The organism is Bradyrhizobium sp. in8p8 (assembly GCF_000426845.1).
Lineage (GTDB): Bacteria > Pseudomonadota > Alphaproteobacteria > Rhizobiales > Xanthobacteraceae > Bradyrhizobium > Bradyrhizobium japonicum_C.
Map to the genome: position 1 here is coordinate 197,937 of NZ_AUGD01000009.1, position 14,885 is coordinate 212,821.

17 protein-coding genes are annotated in these 14,885 nt (G+C 63.8%); 9 read left to right on the forward strand and 8 right to left on the reverse strand.

The window, feature by feature from the left end:
• Positions 1-209 precede the first annotated feature (209 nt).
• The 3 genes from rpsD to K408_RS0123085 all read left to right on the forward strand — a co-directional run bounded on the left by rpsD (position 210) and on the right by K408_RS0123085 (position 2,544).
• Entirely contained in the window at positions 210-827 is a 618-nt protein-coding gene (rpsD, locus tag K408_RS0123075; protein WP_024340870.1) for a 30S ribosomal protein S4, read from the forward strand.
• A 111-nt stretch (positions 828-938) separates the two neighbouring features.
• The gene (locus K408_RS0123080) at positions 939-1,166 is read left to right on the forward strand and encodes a hypothetical protein (RefSeq protein ID WP_024340871.1); all 228 of its coding nucleotides are present in this window, start codon (positions 939-941) and stop codon (positions 1,164-1,166) included.
• Between the two features lie 310 nt (positions 1,167-1,476).
• Positions 1,477-2,544 (forward strand): threonine aldolase family protein, encoded by a 1,068-nt coding sequence (locus K408_RS0123085; protein ID WP_024340872.1) that lies wholly within the window; start codon positions 1,477-1,479, stop codon positions 2,542-2,544.
• Between the two features lie 16 nt (positions 2,545-2,560).
• On the opposite strand, the gene K408_RS0123090 is transcribed toward K408_RS0123085, so the two are convergent.
• Both K408_RS0123090 and grxD read right to left on the reverse strand, forming a co-directional pair.
• Positions 2,561-3,106 carry an O-acetyl-ADP-ribose deacetylase gene (locus tag K408_RS0123090; RefSeq protein ID WP_024340873.1) on the reverse strand — a complete coding sequence of 182 codons (546 nt, stop codon included), beginning with the start codon at positions 3,104-3,106 and terminating at the stop codon, positions 2,561-2,563.
• 3 nt (positions 3,107-3,109) lie between these two features.
• Entirely contained in the window at positions 3,110-3,436 is a 327-nt protein-coding gene (gene grxD / locus K408_RS0123095) for a Grx4 family monothiol glutaredoxin (RefSeq protein WP_024340874.1), read from the reverse strand.
• A gap of 288 nt (positions 3,437-3,724) precedes the next feature.
• On the opposite strand from grxD, the gene egtB reads away from it, so the two are divergent.
• Together egtB and egtD are read left to right on the forward strand one after the other, a co-directional pair.
• On the forward strand, positions 3,725-4,972 hold the full coding sequence (egtB, locus tag K408_RS0123100) for an ergothioneine biosynthesis protein EgtB (RefSeq protein ID WP_024340875.1): 1,248 nt from the start codon (positions 3,725-3,727) through the stop codon (positions 4,970-4,972).
• 128 nt (positions 4,973-5,100) lie between these two features.
• Positions 5,101-6,072, forward strand: a complete 972-nt coding sequence (gene egtD / locus K408_RS0123105; protein ID WP_024340876.1) for an L-histidine N(alpha)-methyltransferase — start codon at positions 5,101-5,103, stop codon at positions 6,070-6,072.
• A 183-nt stretch (positions 6,073-6,255) separates the two neighbouring features.
• Here the strand turns inward: egtD and K408_RS0123110 are convergent, their stop codons facing one another.
• Both K408_RS0123110 and K408_RS0123115 read right to left on the reverse strand, forming a co-directional pair.
• Entirely contained in the window at positions 6,256-7,449 is a 1,194-nt protein-coding gene (locus K408_RS0123110) for a low temperature requirement protein A (RefSeq protein ID WP_024340877.1), read from the reverse strand.
• 42 nt (positions 7,450-7,491) lie between these two features.
• Positions 7,492-7,746 carry a BolA/IbaG family iron-sulfur metabolism protein gene (locus tag K408_RS0123115; protein WP_024340878.1) on the reverse strand — a complete coding sequence of 85 codons (255 nt, stop codon included), beginning with the start codon at positions 7,744-7,746 and terminating at the stop codon, positions 7,492-7,494.
• A 183-nt stretch (positions 7,747-7,929) separates the two neighbouring features.
• Between K408_RS0123115 and K408_RS0123120 the strand changes: the two genes are divergently transcribed.
• Complete coding sequence (locus K408_RS0123120; protein ID WP_024340879.1) at positions 7,930-8,289, forward strand: DUF427 domain-containing protein; 360 nt, start codon at positions 7,930-7,932, stop codon at positions 8,287-8,289.
• Between the two features lie 121 nt (positions 8,290-8,410).
• On the opposite strand, the gene K408_RS0123125 is transcribed toward K408_RS0123120, so the two are convergent.
• Positions 8,411-8,584, reverse strand: a complete 174-nt coding sequence (locus K408_RS0123125; protein WP_024340880.1) for a DUF1328 domain-containing protein — start codon at positions 8,582-8,584, stop codon at positions 8,411-8,413.
• Positions 8,585-8,758: 174 nt separating this feature from the next.
• Between K408_RS0123125 and K408_RS0123135 the strand changes: the two genes are divergently transcribed.
• Positions 8,759-9,949, forward strand: a complete 1,191-nt coding sequence (locus K408_RS0123135; RefSeq protein ID WP_024340881.1) for an acyltransferase family protein — start codon at positions 8,759-8,761, stop codon at positions 9,947-9,949.
• Between the two features lie 15 nt (positions 9,950-9,964).
• On the opposite strand, the gene purL is transcribed toward K408_RS0123135, so the two are convergent.
• A complete protein-coding gene (gene purL, locus K408_RS0123140; protein ID WP_024340882.1) occupies positions 9,965-12,175 on the reverse strand; it encodes a phosphoribosylformylglycinamidine synthase subunit PurL in 2,211 nt (736 codons plus the stop codon).
• Between the two features lie 182 nt (positions 12,176-12,357).
• Between purL and K408_RS0123145 the strand changes: the two genes are divergently transcribed.
• Positions 12,358-12,837, forward strand: a complete 480-nt coding sequence (locus K408_RS0123145; RefSeq protein WP_024340883.1) for a PaaI family thioesterase — start codon at positions 12,358-12,360, stop codon at positions 12,835-12,837.
• A 73-nt stretch (positions 12,838-12,910) separates the two neighbouring features.
• Positions 12,911-13,870 (forward strand): DMT family transporter, encoded by a 960-nt coding sequence (locus K408_RS0123150; RefSeq protein WP_024340884.1) that lies wholly within the window; start codon positions 12,911-12,913, stop codon positions 13,868-13,870.
• 61 nt (positions 13,871-13,931) lie between these two features.
• On the opposite strand, the gene purQ is transcribed toward K408_RS0123150, so the two are convergent.
• Positions 13,932-14,633 (reverse strand): phosphoribosylformylglycinamidine synthase subunit PurQ, encoded by a 702-nt coding sequence (gene purQ, locus K408_RS0123155; protein ID WP_024340885.1) that lies wholly within the window; start codon positions 14,631-14,633, stop codon positions 13,932-13,934.
• Positions 14,633-14,872 carry a phosphoribosylformylglycinamidine synthase subunit PurS gene (gene purS / locus K408_RS0123160; RefSeq protein WP_024340886.1) on the reverse strand — a complete coding sequence of 80 codons (240 nt, stop codon included), beginning with the start codon at positions 14,870-14,872 and terminating at the stop codon, positions 14,633-14,635. The genes purQ and purS overlap by 1 nt, the downstream gene beginning before the upstream one ends.
• Positions 14,873-14,885: the final 13 nt, after the last annotated feature.

Genomic DNA, 14,885 nt, shown 5'->3' on the forward strand with positions numbered 1-14,885 from the left:
GTTCGCGCTTCTGACAGGCGTAGAGAATTGACAGCCGGGCCCAAACTCCCCTAAAAGCCGCTTGCTCGCGGGCCGATTTCGGCCCGCGAAGCGTTTCGCGACCCGTGGTCAAGTCCCTTAAGCTTTGGGGATCGGACCTGTCGGTGCCGGGCCAAGCCCGTCACACAGGAGGGCGCGTTTCCTCAAACCCTGTACCTGAAGAGGACGCGATGACTAAGCGCAGTGAGGCGAAGTACAAGATCGATCGCCGTATGGGCCAGAACATCTGGGGCCGCCCCAAGAGCCCCGTGAACCGCCGCGAATACGGCCCCGGCCAGCACGGCCAGCGCCGCAAGGGCAAGCTCTCCGACTTCGGCGTGCAGCTCCGCGCCAAGCAGAAGCTGAAGGGCTACTACGCCAACATCAGCGAGCGCCAGTTCCACGGCATCTACGTCGAGGCAAGCCGCCTCAAGGGCGACACCGGCGAGAACCTGATCGGCCTGCTGGAGCGTCGTCTCGACGCGGTCGTGTACCGCGCCAAGTTCGTCTCCACCATCTTCGCTGCGCGCCAGTTCATCAATCACGGCCACATCAAGGTGAACGGCCGCAAGGTCAACATCTCGAGCTACCAGCTCAAGGTCGGTGACGTGGTCGAGGTCAAGGAAAGCTCCAAGCAGCTCGCCCACGTGCTCGAAGCCAGCCAGCTTCCCGAGCGTGACGTGCCCGACTATCTCGAAGTCGACCACGGCAAGATGACCGCGAAGTACACGCGCGTGCCCAACCTCTCCGACGTGCCGTTCCCGGTCCAGATGGAGCCGCATCTGGTCGTCGAATTCTATTCGCGCTGATCATTCGGCGGACCGACGTTCAAAGGCCCCGGTTTCCGGGGCCTTTTCGTTGTTGGCGGCCACTCCATCCGCCAACTCGTCCGTGCTATGCACCAGCAAACGGAGTTGACCATGAAGCGCCTTCTGGAAGAGGGCTTCAGCAAGATTTCGGGCCTGCCGGAATCAGAACAAGACGGCTTCGCACGAACACTGCTTGAGCTTGCCGGGATCGATCAGCCACCAATTCAACTGACGGCGGCGGAAGAAGCAGATCTTTGTGAGGCCGAAGCCGAGATCGCCCGCGGCGAACTGGCCAGCGCCGACGAAGTCCGCGCGATCTGGGCCAATCACGGGCTGTGAAGGATCGCTATACGAAGCGGGCGCTGGCCCAAATCGACCAAACTCTCACCTACATCGAGGCACGCTCGCCCCTTGGGCGCACTACGATCGCATCATCGCTCTCATTGCATTGCTAGAGACCCACCCCTGCGCAGCTCGAACCACGACGCGTGCATACGTCCGCCGCTTGGCGGTCAACCCTCATCCTCATCTGATCGATTGTCGCGTGACCGAGGCAGAAATTGCTATTATGCGGTTTCGCCACGCCGCTCGGCGTCCACCCAGAGCTCGTTGACCACAACGAGCGCCATTCCCGTTCAGGAGCAAGTTGATGCTCTACACCCCTCCCCCCATCGACCCAAAGGCCCCGCCGGTGCGGATCAATCTGCTGTCGGATACGCAAACCAAACCGACGGCTGGGATGCGCGAGGCGATGGCGCGGGCGGAAGTCGGGGACGAACAGGTTGGCGATGATCCGACCGTGAACGCGCTATGCGAGCGCGTTGCGGATCTGCTCGGCAAGGAAGCTGCGGTCTACATGCCCTCCGGCACGATGTGCAACGTCACCGCGACGCTGGTGCATTGCCGACCCGGCGACGAGATCCTCGCGCATGAGACCGCGCACATCATTGCACGCGAAGGCGGGGCGCATGCGGCGATCGGCGGCTTCCAGGTCACGCAGCTGAAGGGCCCTGATGGTCAATTCACCCCGGAGACTCTTCGCAAAGCTCTGCACCCGCGCACGCGTTACCAGCCGCCGCAGACCGTCGTCAGCGTCGAGCAGACCGCCAATATCGGCGGCGGCACGATCTGGAAGAAGGCGGCGCTCGATGAAATCGTCGCGATCGCAAAGCAGCACGGCCTCGTCACCCACATGGACGGCGCGCGCCTGCTCAACGCCACCGTGGCAAGCGGCATCTCTCCGCGCGATATGACCGCGGGCTGGGATTCGGCCTGGATCGACTTCTCCAAGGGCCTCGGTGCGCCGATCGGCGGCGTGCTGGCGGGCTCGCGCGCCTTCATCGATGCGGTCTGGCAGTGGAAGCAGCGCCTCGGCGGCTCGATGCGGCAGGCCGGGATCTGCGCGGCGGCCTGCATCTACGCGCTCGATCATCACGTCGAGCGCCTGGCCGACGACCATGCCAATGCGCGCGCACTCGCGCGCGGCCTGTCGCAGATCTCAGGGATCGAGGTGCAGGAGCCCGAAACCAATCTCGTGTTCTTCAAGCCCGACGGCGCCGGCATTCCCGGCGACAAGATGGTCGCCGCACTGCGCCAGCGCGGCGTCACGCTCGCGATGATGGACGGCCGCATCCGCGCCTGCACGCATCTGGATGTCAACGCGAGCCAGATCGAAGAAACGATCGGGTATGTCCGCGAGATCGTGCGCGGGGCTTGAGACCCCCGCGTCCTCATCAAGGGCGGCTGTGTCGCGCAACCGCCTCGGCATGGAGTTTCGCGCCGGGCTCGGCGAAGCAGCAGAACACCACGCGAGCGACGGATGGCGCAGCAGCCAGCGCTTCGACCGTCGTGCGCACCGCGATTTCGGCCGCCCGGTCGGCAGGGAAGCGGAAGATGCCGGTCGAGATCGCAGGGAATGCCACCGAGGTCAGCTGGTGCTTCCCGCACAGCTCCATCGATCGGCGATAGCAGGAGGCGAGCAGATCATCCTCGCCGAGCGTGCCGCCATTCCACACCGGGCCGACGGTGTGGATCACATGCGCGGCCTTGAGCCGATAACCCCTCGTGATCTTGGCGTCGCCCGTCCTGCAGCCGTGGAGCATGCGGCATTCGGCGACGAGCTCGGGCCCGGCTGCCCGATGGATCGCGCCATCGACGCCGCCCCCGCCAAGGAGCGACGTGTTGGCGGCGTTGACGATCGCGTCAATGCTGAGTGTCGTGATGTCGGAAACGATGACCTCGAGCTCGGCGCCGGCAATCCGGCGCGCCAGCCGGGTCATGCATCAAGCCGCGACGACCACGCCTTTTTCGGTGAGGAGCTGCTGCAACTCGCCAGCCTGAAACATCTCACGGACGATGTCGCAGCCGCCGATGAACTCGCCCTTGACGTAGAGCTGCGGGATCGTCGGCCAGTTCGAGTATTCCTTGATGCCGTTGCGCAGCTCGGCGGATTCGAGGACGTTGAGGCCCTTATAGCCGACGCCGATATGGTCCAGGATCTGGACGACCTGGCCGGAGAAACCGCACTGCGGAAATTGCGGCGTCCCCTTCATAAACAGAACCACGTCGTTCGACTTCACTTCGTTGGCGATGAATTCCGCGATGCTCATGTCCATGTCCTTCCGGGGCCGAGCCCCCATCGATCACGTCGGGCCGGCTCGACCGATTTAACCCGATACCTGCCTATATATGTAGCCCAAACCGTTATGCATCCAAAGTCAAATGCCGGCGACAGGCCCGCCGGGCCAATCGGCGCCCAGGAGGTCCATAGGCTGACGACATCAATATCATCGCCGGAGAGGACTTTCATACCGTAACGGAGCCCCTATCTAGGACGGACCCCGGTCGCGGAACCGGGTTGCGCGAACGACGTTCTCTTGTGCTGTCTGGAGAAAAACGTGACGAAACAAGCCTCAGCTACGGCCGCTACCCAGCTTTCGTCACCGTCCTCGCGCCCGGACGACCTCGCGAAGCGGCTGGAAGAGGCCTTTCTCGCGGTCCGCAACGAGACCGAACGCCGGGCCGGGCCGCTGTCGCCAGAGGACCAGCAGATCCAGTCCATGCCGGACGCCAGCCCGACGAAATGGCACCGCGCGCATACCACCTGGTTCTGGGAGCAATTCCTGCTCGGGAAGCACGCTGCGGGGTACCGGCCCTTCCATCCGGATTTCGCCTTCCTGTTCAACTCCTACTACGTCAGCGCCGGTCCGCGGCACGCCCGCAACCATCGCGGCGACATCACCCGGCCGAGCGCCGAGGAGATCGGCGCCTATCGCAAATACGTCGATGCAGCCGTCGTCGAATTCTTCCGCGAGGCCGGTGAGGACAAGCTCGGCATGATCGCCCCACTCGTCGAGGTCGGGCTCAACCACGAGCAGCAGCATCAAGAGTTGATGCTTACCGACATCCTGCACGCCTTCGCGCAGAACCCGGTCTACCCGGCCTATGAGCCGGACTGGTGCTTCCCGGGCGCCCCCCGCGGCGGCGATGACTGGCTGCAGCTCAATGAAGGCATCCACACCGTTGGCCATGTCGACGACAGCTTCCATTTCGATAATGAGAAGCCCGCACATCGCGCCCTCGTCGGTCCCGTCAAGATCGCCCGCCATCTCGTGTCCAACGCCGAATGGCTCAACTTCATGCAGGACGGCGGCTACCGAACCGCAACGCTGTGGCTGATGGACGGTTTCGCCGCGGCCAGCAAGGAAGACTGGCAAGCCCCGGGCTATTGGCGCGAGGTCGACGGCCAATGGCAGGTGATGACGCTGGCCGGCCTCAAGCCGGTCGACCCAAACGCGCCTGTCTGTCACATCAGCTATTACGAGGCGGATGCCTTCGCGCGCTGGTCCGGAAAACACCTGCCGACCGAGATGGAGTGGGAAGTCGCGGCCCGCACCAAGCAACTCGACGACGCCTTCGGCCTCGTCTGGCAATGGACCCGCAGCTCTTACTCACCCTACCCCGGTTACCGCGCCGTCGAAGGCGCGCTCGGCGAGTACAATGGCAAGTTCATGGTCAACCAGCTTGTGCTGCGCGGATCCTCGCTTGCAACTCCGCAAGGCCACAGCCGTGTCAGCTATCGCAACTTCTTCTATCCGCACCATCGCTGGCAGTTCACCGGGCTGCGGCTCGCCGATTACGAATAGAGCATGATGCCGGAGAAGCGGGTTCCGAAAAGATCATGCTCAAACAACAAATCTGAATCGCTGCGTCTTCGCGGTTCAGATTCATCCGACGACAAATGCGCGCCGGACAGCGCGTTCAGGAGAGTATCATGAATGTGCACGCCAGCGCTTTGGCCGAAGCCCATCTTCCCGACGAGCAGACCACCGCATTTGCCCGCGAAGCCATCGCGGACCTCTCGCAGCAGCCGAAGAGGCTCTCTCCGAAATTCTTCTATGATGCGACCGGGTCGGAGTTGTTCGAGGCGATCACGCGCCTGCCTGAATATTATCCGACGCGCACAGAGCTTGCGATCCTGAGAGAGCGCGGAGGCGATATCGCAAAGATCATTCCGGAGCACGCGGCGCTCGTCGAGTTCGGCGCAGGTGCCACGACGAAGGTCCGCCTGCTGCTGGATCACTGCAAGTTCGCGGCCTATGTCCCGGTCGACATTTCAGGTGACTTCCTGAAGGCGCAGGCGAGCGGGCTGAAGCGGGATTTTCCGGCGCTCGGCATCTATCCGGTCGCAGCCGACTTCACGACGCCCTTCGATCTGCCAACGCAGGTCGCATCCATGCCGAAGGTCGGCTTTTTTCCCGGCTCGACCATCGGCAATTTTGAGCCGGATGAAGCGCAGAGCTTCTTGAAGAGTGCGCGCAAGATCCTCGGCAAGGGCGCACAGATGATCATCGGCGCCGATCTGGAAAAGGACGAACGGATCCTCTTTGACGCCTATAACGATGCCGCCGGCGTGACCGCACGCTTCAACCTCAATGTGCTGGTGCGCATCAATCGCGAGCTCGGCGGCAATTTCGATCTGTCGGCCTTCACCCATCGCGCGATCTACAATCGCGAGCGGCACCGCATCGAGATGCACCTGATCAGCAAGAAGAGCCAGACCGTACGGCTGCTCGGCACCAGCTTCTCGTTCCGACCGGGCGAGAGCATTCACACCGAGAATAGCTACAAATACAGTATCGACCGCTTCGCCGCGCTGGCGCAAGGGGCCGGCTGGCGCGTTCGCGAAAGCTGGACGGATGCGGCCAAGATGTTTTCGGTGCATGCGCTGGAGGCGGCGGACTAAAGCTTTGCGTCCTTGCGTGCCGACACGTCCTTCGAGACGCGCCCGGGCGGGCTCCTCGGTATGAGGACGGAATGCCGGCAGCAGGTTCACCGGGCGCAGTCGCTGATCAGCCTCGTCCTGAGCAGACCGCGCAGCGGTCGTCTCCGAGGACGAGGCGCCTGCCCGGGCTGCTCCGAGCGCAATTCAACTCCCTTCCGCTTCCTCCATCGCCGACCCCAGCGAGATCGATTCCCACACTGCGACCACGATCAGGATCATGGTCGTCGCGACCGACAGCCAGAGCGGCGAGAGGTCGGCGGCGAACCAGCTCAGAGCCAGCAGCAGGATGATGCCGACGCCGTGTGAGAGCTGGAGGAAGCCGCGGATGGCCAGCTTGAACAGGATGGTGCCGACCAGAAACACCAAAGGCCCGCCGATCGTGCTCGCGATCGTGCGAATGTCGGAGTGCCCGGTCGGGTGCTTCAGCACCAGTTCGTCCGAGACCGCGGTCAGGATGATGCCGGCGACGATCGGCGTGTGCAGATAGGTGTAGGCGAGCCGCGCCAGCCGCCCGGATTCGGCGGACTTCGATATCCGCTCGGAACCGGCCTCGGCGCCCTTGTGGAAATAGATCCACCACATCGCGATGGCACCGACGAGCGCGGAGACGAAGGCGAGGATGTTGTCCGCATTCCACGTCAGCTCGGAAAAAGTGGCGCCGTTGACGACGATGGCCTCGCCGAGCGCGATGATGACGAAGAGACCGCAGCGCTCGGCCATGTGGCCGCCTTCGACAGCCCACGCCTCGACCGAGGAAAACCCGAGCTTCGGTACCCAGAAGCGGGCAGCCGGCGCGATGTATTCCCAGCTCACCGCCGCGATCCACAGCCATAGCCGCGTCTCTCCCTCCGACAGACCGCCTGCGATCCACAGGACCGCGGAGATGGAGAGCCAGGTCAGGATGCGGATCGCGTTGTGCCGTACGGCTGTTCGATGCCGCGGTGTTGCGAACAGCCAGAAAGCGGTGCGGCCGACTTGCATTGCCGCATAAGCGATCGCAAACCACAGGCCTCGCCCCTCGAAGGCGGTCGGGATCGTCGTCGACAGCACGAGGCCGCCAAGCATCATCAGGAAGAGCAGGAGGCGGACCGGCGTCAGCTCGGGATTGAGCCAGTTCGTGACCCAGGCGGTGAAGACCCACACCCACCAGACCGCAAGGAACAGCACCACCACATGCGCCGCACCGAGCGGTGTGAAATGGTGCAGCAGAGTGTGCGAGATCTGCGTGACGGCAAAGACGAAGACGAGATCGAAGAACAGCTCGACAAAGGCCACGCGGCTGTGCTGGCTCGGCACGATAACGCGGAACATTGCGCCGCGTGGATTGTCCGCAGCCATCGTCTTATCCCGGTGTGCGATCAGCTCAGGCGTCTCTTCGGATCACGTGCCCGACACTCCAGGCCCGCCAGGCACCCCGGTTTGCAGTGCCAGGGCATGCAACACCCCGCCCATCTGGCCACGCAGGGATTGGTAGACGATCTGGTGCTGTTGGACGCGCGACTTGCCGCGGAAGGATTCCGAGATCACGGTCGCGGCATAGTGGTCGCCGTCGCCGGCGAGGTCACGGATGGTCACCTCGGCATCGGGGATCGCTGCCTTGATCATCGCCTCGATATCGTGGGCGTCCATGGGCATTCGGGTCTTGCTCCTTCTGGTCTCAGCCTTCGAATCGCTGCCGGGGTCCCCTCGCCGGCAGGCTCAAACTTAGCGTGAACGGCCTTCTAGGTCACGCCTTCCGGCACTATATCCGTGATCCCATCAGGATAAAGGCACGACAAAGTGCCGCGCGCGGCAGATTGATCGAAAAGGCGTGAAATCATGAAGCTTCCAGGGCCCGACCACCCCATCACCATCACTCCAAATCCCCGGCGAGTGCGCGTGACCGCAGGCGACATCGTGATCGCGGAGACCAGCAAGGCCCTGACCTTGAGGGAGGCCAAGTACCCGGCGGTGCAATATGTGCCACGGGAGGACACCAACATGGCCCTGCTGGAGCGCACCGACCGTATCACCCACTGCCCGTACAAGGGGGACGCGAGCTATTACAGCGTCACGGCCGGCGACAAGACGCTGGACAACGCCATCTGGACCTATGAGACGCCCTTCCCCGCCATGGCCGAGATTACCGGCCATCTGGCCTTCTATCCGGACAAGGTGAAGATCGAAGAAGTGGGCTAGCGCGCTCCGTGCGCCGTCGTCATGACCGGGCCTCGTCCCGGCCATCCACGTTCTTGGCGGCAATCGATGGATTGCCCCGGGTCAAGCCGGGGCGTGATTTGAGATCTTGGAGGCCAGCCCGCTAAGCCCTGAAAATCGTGAGTCCCAGTACCAGCAGCACCAAAAAGATCGCGACAAAGACGTAGAACAGGAAGCGGGCGATGTCGGCAGAGGCGGCTGAAATGCCGGTGAAACCGAGCACGCCGGCCACGATCGAGACGAGTAGGAAGATCAACGCCCATTTCAGGATCGTCATGGCCAGCTCCGAAATTGCTGCCGCTCTTGCGGCCCCTCAGGTTTTTCGCGGAAGCTAACTGCGCTATGAGGAACCGGTTCCTACCGCATCAGAGCCTGGGACGGCTCGAACTCTTGCTGAATCGGGTTCCCGGCGGCAAAGTCCGGCAGGGATTGAAGCACCATCGGGGCGGCCATGATCACGGTGTCACATTCTGCGACGATGACCGCGGAGGCTCACGCCGCGCCGAGCATCAAAGCGCGCAACTTGTCGCTCGACCGCGCCCGCACCTTCCTGACGCTGGTTGTGCTGCTGCATCACGCCGTCATTCCCTACACCTATTTCGGCCACACCGATCCGAAGTTCTTCTTCGGCTTCGACATGATTGTGCTCGCCACCGACAGCTTCTTCATGGCGATGTTCTTTTTCCTCTCGGGCTTGTTTGCGTGGTCAAGCATCGCCCGTAAGGGAGCGCGGAGCTATTTGGCAGATCGCCTGCTGCGGCTTGGGCTGCCGTTTGTGATCTGCGCGCTCACGATCATTCCGCTCGCCTACTACGCCATTTCGCTCCGGCACAATCCCGAGATCGGCTTCTCGCAGTACTGGTGGGATATGGTCACGAAGGGCCCGTGGCCGAGCGGGCCGATCTGGTTCCTCTGGGTCCTGCTCGGCTTCGATGCGGTTGCCTGCATCCTGCATCGCCTCTCGCCCAACCTGCTAGATCCGATCAACCGCCTTTCGCTGCACGGCCGCCGACGACCCGCCGCGTTCTTTGCGGTCATGCTCGCCGTCACCGCAGCGTTCTACGTACCCGGGCTGATGTATTTTGGGCCAAGCAACTGGTTCGAGTTGGGGCCGTTCTCGGTGCAGCACGGGCGCGTGATGCTTTACGCGAGCTACTTCTTCTTCGGTGCCGGCATCGGCGTCGCGAATATGGATCGCGGGCTGCTCGCGGCAGACGGCCGGATGGCGAAGGTGAGCTGGGACTGGATGGTCTTGGCGATAGTCCCGTATTGCCTGCTCTGGGTGCTGATCTTCATCAAGCGCGAAATACTGGGAAACCCGTGGCCGCTGCCGAACTGGTATGAGGGACTCTATGCCGTCTGCTTCGCTATCTTCAGCGTGGCCATCATGTTTCTGATCCTGGCCTTCTTCCAGAGGTTCAGGCAATCGGGCTCGGCCAAGCTACTCGATCCGATGCAGGCGGACGCTTATGGCATGTTTCTGGTACACTACCCGATCGCGCTTTGGCTGCAATACTGGCTATTCGACTATGACCTGCCGGCGATCGTGAAGGCGACGATCGGATTCGTGCTGACCGTCGCGTTCAGTTGGGGGCTCACGCGCGCCTTGCGCCAGATCCCCGGGGCAACGAAGGTGCTGTAGCTTGTGAAGGCGGCCTTACGCTGCCTTCCCGCCCATATACTCCGGCAGCCAGCGCTCGTGGGATGTCCGCAGGCTCTCGATCGACACAGGCGCTTCTCCTGCGATTGCGATCGCATCGCCTCCGGTGGTGCCGATCCGCACGCAAGGCACCTCGCAGCCGCGCATCTTGGCGAGCACGCGGCCGGCTTCGGTTTCCGGCACGGTAACGAGATAGCGCGCCTGGTCCTCTCCGAACCAATAGGCCTGCGGCACCAGTGCGCTCGGCGCGGCGAGCAGTTTCGCACCGATGCCGCTCGCCATCGCCATCTCGGCGAGCGCGATCAGGAGGCCGCCGTCCGAGAGGTCATGCACTGCGGTCGCGGTGCCCGCATGGATCATGCCGCGCACGCAATCGCCGTTGCGCTTCTCGGCGGCGAGATCCACCGGCGGGGGCGCGCCCTCCTCGCGGCCGCAGATGTCACGCAGGTAGACGGACTGGCCGAGCCAGCCATGGGTTTCACCGATCAAGAGGATCGCCTCGCCTTCGGCCTTGAAGGCGAGCGAGGCGGATTTGGTGAAATCATCGAGCAGGCCGACCCCGCCGATCGATGGCGTCGGCAGGATCGCACGGCCGTTGGTCTCGTTGTAGAGCGAGACGTTGCCCGAGACGACCGGGAAATCCAGCGTGCGGCAGGCTTCCGAGATACCCTTCAGGCAGCCGACAAACTGGCCCATGATCTCAGGTCTTTCGGGGTTGCCGAAATTTAGATTGTCGGTAATCGCAAGCGGCCTGCCGCCGACCGCGGTGATGTTGCGCCAGGCTTCCGCCACCGCCTGCTTGCCGCCTTCGAACGGATCGGCCTCGCAATAGCGTGGTGTTACGTCGACGGTCAGCGCCAGACCCTTCGGCCCGTCCTGCACGCGCACCACGGCAGCATCGCCGCCTGGGCGCTGCATCGTGTTGCCGAGAATGACGTGATCGTACTGCTCCCACACCCAGCGCTTGCTGCACATGTCCGGCGTGCCGATCAGCTTCTCCAGCGCAGGCCCGAGGCCCATCGGCGCCGGCACCTCGCGGGCATGCACCACCGGCAGCGCCGCGGAGGGGACGTGCGGGCGGTCATAGACCGGCGCCTCGTCGCCGAGCTCCTTGATCGGAAGATCAGCCATGACGTCGCCGCCATGCTTGACCACGAATCGCTTGCTCGGCGTGGTGTAGCCGACGACGGCGAAGTCGAGGCCCCACTTCTTGAAGATCGCCTCGGCTTCCTTTTCCTTCTCGGGCTTGAGCACCATGAGCATGCGCTCCTGGCTTTCCGAGAGCATCATCTCATAGGCACTCATGCCGGTCTCGCGGGTCGGCACCGCGTCGAGATCGAGATCGACGCCGAGGTCGCCCTTGGCGCCCATCTCGACCGCCGAGCAGGTCAGGCCCGCCGCGCCCATGTCCTGGATCGCGATGACGCAGCCCTTCTCCATGATCTCGAGGCAGGCCTCGAGCAGCAGCTTCTCCGCAAAGGGATCGCCGACCTGCACGGTGGGGCGCTTCTCCTCCGAATTGTCATCGAACTCGGCCGAGGCCATCGAGGCGCCATGGATGCCGTCGCGGCCGGTCTTGGAGCCCAGATAGACGATCGGCATGTTCACGCCGGAGGCAGCCGCATAGAAGATCTTGTCGGTATCGGCGAGACCGACCGCCATCGCATTGACGAGGATGTTGCCGTCGTAACGGGTGTGGAAGCGCACCTGCCCGCCCACGGTCGGCACGCCGAAGGAATTGCCGTAGCCGCCGACGCCCGCCACGACGCCGGAGACGAGATGCCGCGTCTTCGGGTGCTCGGGCGCGCCGAAGCTGAGCGCATTGAGGCAGGCGATGGGGCGCGCGCCCATGGTGAACACGTCGCGCAAGATACCGCCGACGCCGGTCGTCGCGCCCTGATAGGGCTCGATATAGCTCGGGTGGTTGTGGCTCTCCATCTTGAAGACCACGGCCTGGCCATCGCCGATGTCGATCACGCCGGCATTCTCGCCGGGGCCCTGGATCACCCACGACGCCTTGGTCGGCAGGCCGCGAAGATGGATGCGCGACGACTTGTACGAGCAATGCTCGTTCCACATCGCCGAGAAGATGCCGAGCTCGGTGAAGGTCGGCTCCCGCCCGATCAGCTTCAGGATGCGCTCATATTCGTCGGGCTTGAGCCCGTGGGCGGCAACCAGTTCGGGGGTGATCTTGGGTTCGTTCTTCATGGATTCGGGGCTTTCGGCGGCGTTGGCCGTTCTTAGGAACATCGGGGGCTCGCGAAAAGCCCTTTATGGCGCATTTTCCCGCTGTCCCACGTTTTGCGCCGGGGGCTCCGCGGGAACAGGAATTGCACGGCGCGGTCGGATCGGATTTAAGGGCTGAAGACCGCAATTGAAGGCCTGTTTCCTTGCACGAATTGACCAAATCATCTCCGCTCCGCCGCCCCGACCTCCACGTCGCCACCGAGGGCGAATTTGAGGGTTGGCGGACCTGGATTCGCGACAGTTTTGAATCCCATGTCGGCCCCTTCTGGCACCGAATCGAGGCGGACGGCAGCGTCCGCTGCGCCTTCCGGGTCGAGAAAAAGCACCTCAACGGCTCCGGCAACGTCCATGGCGGCTGCTTCATGGCTTTCGCCGATTATTGTCTTTTTGCAATTGCCACCCACGAGCTGGATGGGCCGGCCGTGACGACCAATTTCGCCTGCGATTTCCTCGACGCGGCCCGCGAGGGCGAACTGGTCGAGTGCGTCGGCGAAGTGTCCCGCGCCGGCGGCTCGCTGATCTTCCTGCGCGGCAGGCTGACCTCCGGCGGACGGCCCCTGTTCACCTTCTCCGGCACGATCAAGCGGGTGAAGCGGAAACCGGCACCGCAGCCAAACGCATAGCTCGACGGCTTCCCTTTTCGCGTCCCCTCGCCCAGACTTGATCAAGCGCTGTTGCGCCGGGGAGCAGAACAAGGTGCCGCAGAGCACATCGGAGGCGGGTCGCGCGACGGCGTCCGCATCAACGCCGTTGCGGTCCATGCCTGGCGTGCGCAGCTGGCGCGACTACGCGCTGCTGCTGGCTCTGGCTTGCTGCTGGAGTTCCACCTATCCGCTGACCAAGCTGGCGCTGGACACGATCCCGCCCATCACATTCATCTCGGCGCGCTCGCTGATCGCGGCCGCGTTCCTGTTCGCGATCCTGTGGATGCGCGGGGTCAGGATACCGATCGACGCGAAGGCCTGGAAGCTGTTCGCGACCCAGCAATTGATCAACTCGACCTTCCCGTTCCTGATCATCACCTGGTCGCAGCAATATGTGCCGGCCTCGAACACGGTGGTGCTGGCCTCGACCACGCCGATCTTCGCCTTCCTGATCACCTCGCTGATCACGCGGCACGAGCCGGCGACGCTGCTCAAGCTCGTCGGCGCGATCCTCGGCCTTGCCGGCACGACCCTCATCGTCGGCCTCGATGCGCTGCACGGGCTCGGCAGCGAGATCATCGCGGAGATCGCAATCCTGCTCGCCACGATCTCCTTTGCCTGCGCAACCATCTTCGGCCTCAGGTTGTCCGACTACGACCCGATGGTGGTGGCGGCAGGCTCGCTATTGTTCGGCGGCATGATCCTGCTGCCGCCCTCGCTCCTCATCGACCAGCCCTGGACGCTGCAGCCGACTCCGAGGGCAATTGTTGCCACCATCATCATGGGCATCGTCTCAAGCGCGCTGGGACTGCTGCTGTTCTACATCTGCCTCGGCCGGCTCGGCACGCTGACGACGAACGCGCAAGGCTATCTGCGCATCCCGATCGGCGTCGGCCTCTCCGTGCTGCTGCTCGGCGAGAGCGTGCCGTCGAACCTGGCGCTGGGATTGCTGCTGGTGATGGCAGGCGTTGCCGCGATGACGGTGCCGGCGGAAAGGTGGAAGCGTCGCTGAAGCGCCCTGAGCGTCGCCGGCCGACGCGACCGCAACGACGACCGCCCCGGCACCCACGCGATCACGCAGCCTTTTCCAGATGCTGGACGAGGCCGGCGAACAGGCCGCGGCCGTCGGTGCAGCCCATGATGTCTTCGACGTGGTTTTCCGGATGCGGCATCATGCCTAGCACGTTGCCCCTGTCGTTGACGATTCCGGCGATGGAGTGCGCAGCGCCGTTGATGTTGTTGAAATCGTCGACCTCGCCGGCGGCCGAGCAATAGCGATAGAGCACCCGTCCCTCGCCCTCGAGCCGGTTGATCGTCTCCTCGTCCGCCTCGTAGTTGCCCTCGCCGTGGGCGACCGGCACGCGGATCACCTGCCCGGCGTTGTAGCCGCGGGTGAAGGGCGAGTCGGAACGCTCGACGCGCAGATGCACATCGCGGCAGATGAACTTCAGCCCCGCATTGCGCATGAGGACGCCCGGCAGCAGGCCGGACTCGCACAGGATCTGGAAACCGTTGCAGACGCCGAGCACGAGGCCGCCCTTGGCAGCGTAGTCGCGCACCGCGTCCATCACCGGCGCCCGCGCCGCGATGGCGCCACAGCGCAAATAATCGCCGTAGGAGAAGCCGCCCGGCACCACCACGAGATCCGTGCCCGCAGGCAGCGCCGTCTCGGCGTGCCAGACCATCGCCGGCTCACGGCCCGAGATGAGCTTCAGTGCGCGCGCCATGTCGCGCTCGCGATTGATTCCGGGGAAGACGAGGATGGCGGCTTTCATTAGAGCAGTTCGACCCGATAGTTCTCGATCACGGTGTTCGCCAGCAGCTTGTCGGCGGCTTGCTTGAGCGCGGCTTCCGCCTTGGCCTTGTCGGCGCCGGCGAGCTCGATGTCGAACACCTTGCCCTGCCGGACGCTGGCGACGCCGTCGACGCCCAGCGACTTCAGCGCACCCTCGATCGCCTTGCCTTGCGGATCGAGGATGCCCGTCTTCAAGGTAACGGTGACACGTGCCTTCACGTCGAAATCCCCT

Coding starts and splice junctions, on each gene's coding strand:
- rpsD (WP_024340870.1), top strand. CDS start 210: ATGACTAAGCGCAGTGAGGCGAAGTACAAGATCGATCGCCGTATGGGC.
- K408_RS0123080 (WP_024340871.1), top strand. CDS start 939: ATGAAGCGCCTTCTGGAAGAGGGCTTCAGCAAGATTTCGGGCCTGCCG.
- K408_RS0123085 (WP_024340872.1), top strand. CDS start 1,477: ATGCTCTACACCCCTCCCCCCATCGACCCAAAGGCCCCGCCGGTGCGG.
- K408_RS0123090 (WP_024340873.1), bottom strand. CDS start 3,106: ATGACCCGGCTGGCGCGCCGGATTGCCGGCGCCGAGCTCGAGGTCATC.
- grxD (WP_024340874.1), bottom strand. CDS start 3,436: ATGAGCATCGCGGAATTCATCGCCAACGAAGTGAAGTCGAACGACGTG.
- egtD (WP_024340876.1), top strand. CDS start 5,101: ATGAATGTGCACGCCAGCGCTTTGGCCGAAGCCCATCTTCCCGACGAG.
- K408_RS0123110 (WP_024340877.1), bottom strand. CDS start 7,449: ATGGCTGCGGACAATCCACGCGGCGCAATGTTCCGCGTTATCGTGCCG.
- K408_RS0123115 (WP_024340878.1), bottom strand. CDS start 7,746: ATGCCCATGGACGCCCACGATATCGAGGCGATGATCAAGGCAGCGATC.
- K408_RS0123120 (WP_024340879.1), top strand. CDS start 7,930: ATGAAGCTTCCAGGGCCCGACCACCCCATCACCATCACTCCAAATCCC.
- K408_RS0123125 (WP_024340880.1), bottom strand. CDS start 8,584: ATGACGATCCTGAAATGGGCGTTGATCTTCCTACTCGTCTCGATCGTG.
- K408_RS0123135 (WP_024340881.1), top strand. CDS start 8,759: ATGATCACGGTGTCACATTCTGCGACGATGACCGCGGAGGCTCACGCC.
- purL (WP_024340882.1), bottom strand. CDS start 12,175: ATGAAGAACGAACCCAAGATCACCCCCGAACTGGTTGCCGCCCACGGG.
- purQ (WP_024340885.1), bottom strand. CDS start 14,633: ATGAAAGCCGCCATCCTCGTCTTCCCCGGAATCAATCGCGAGCGCGAC.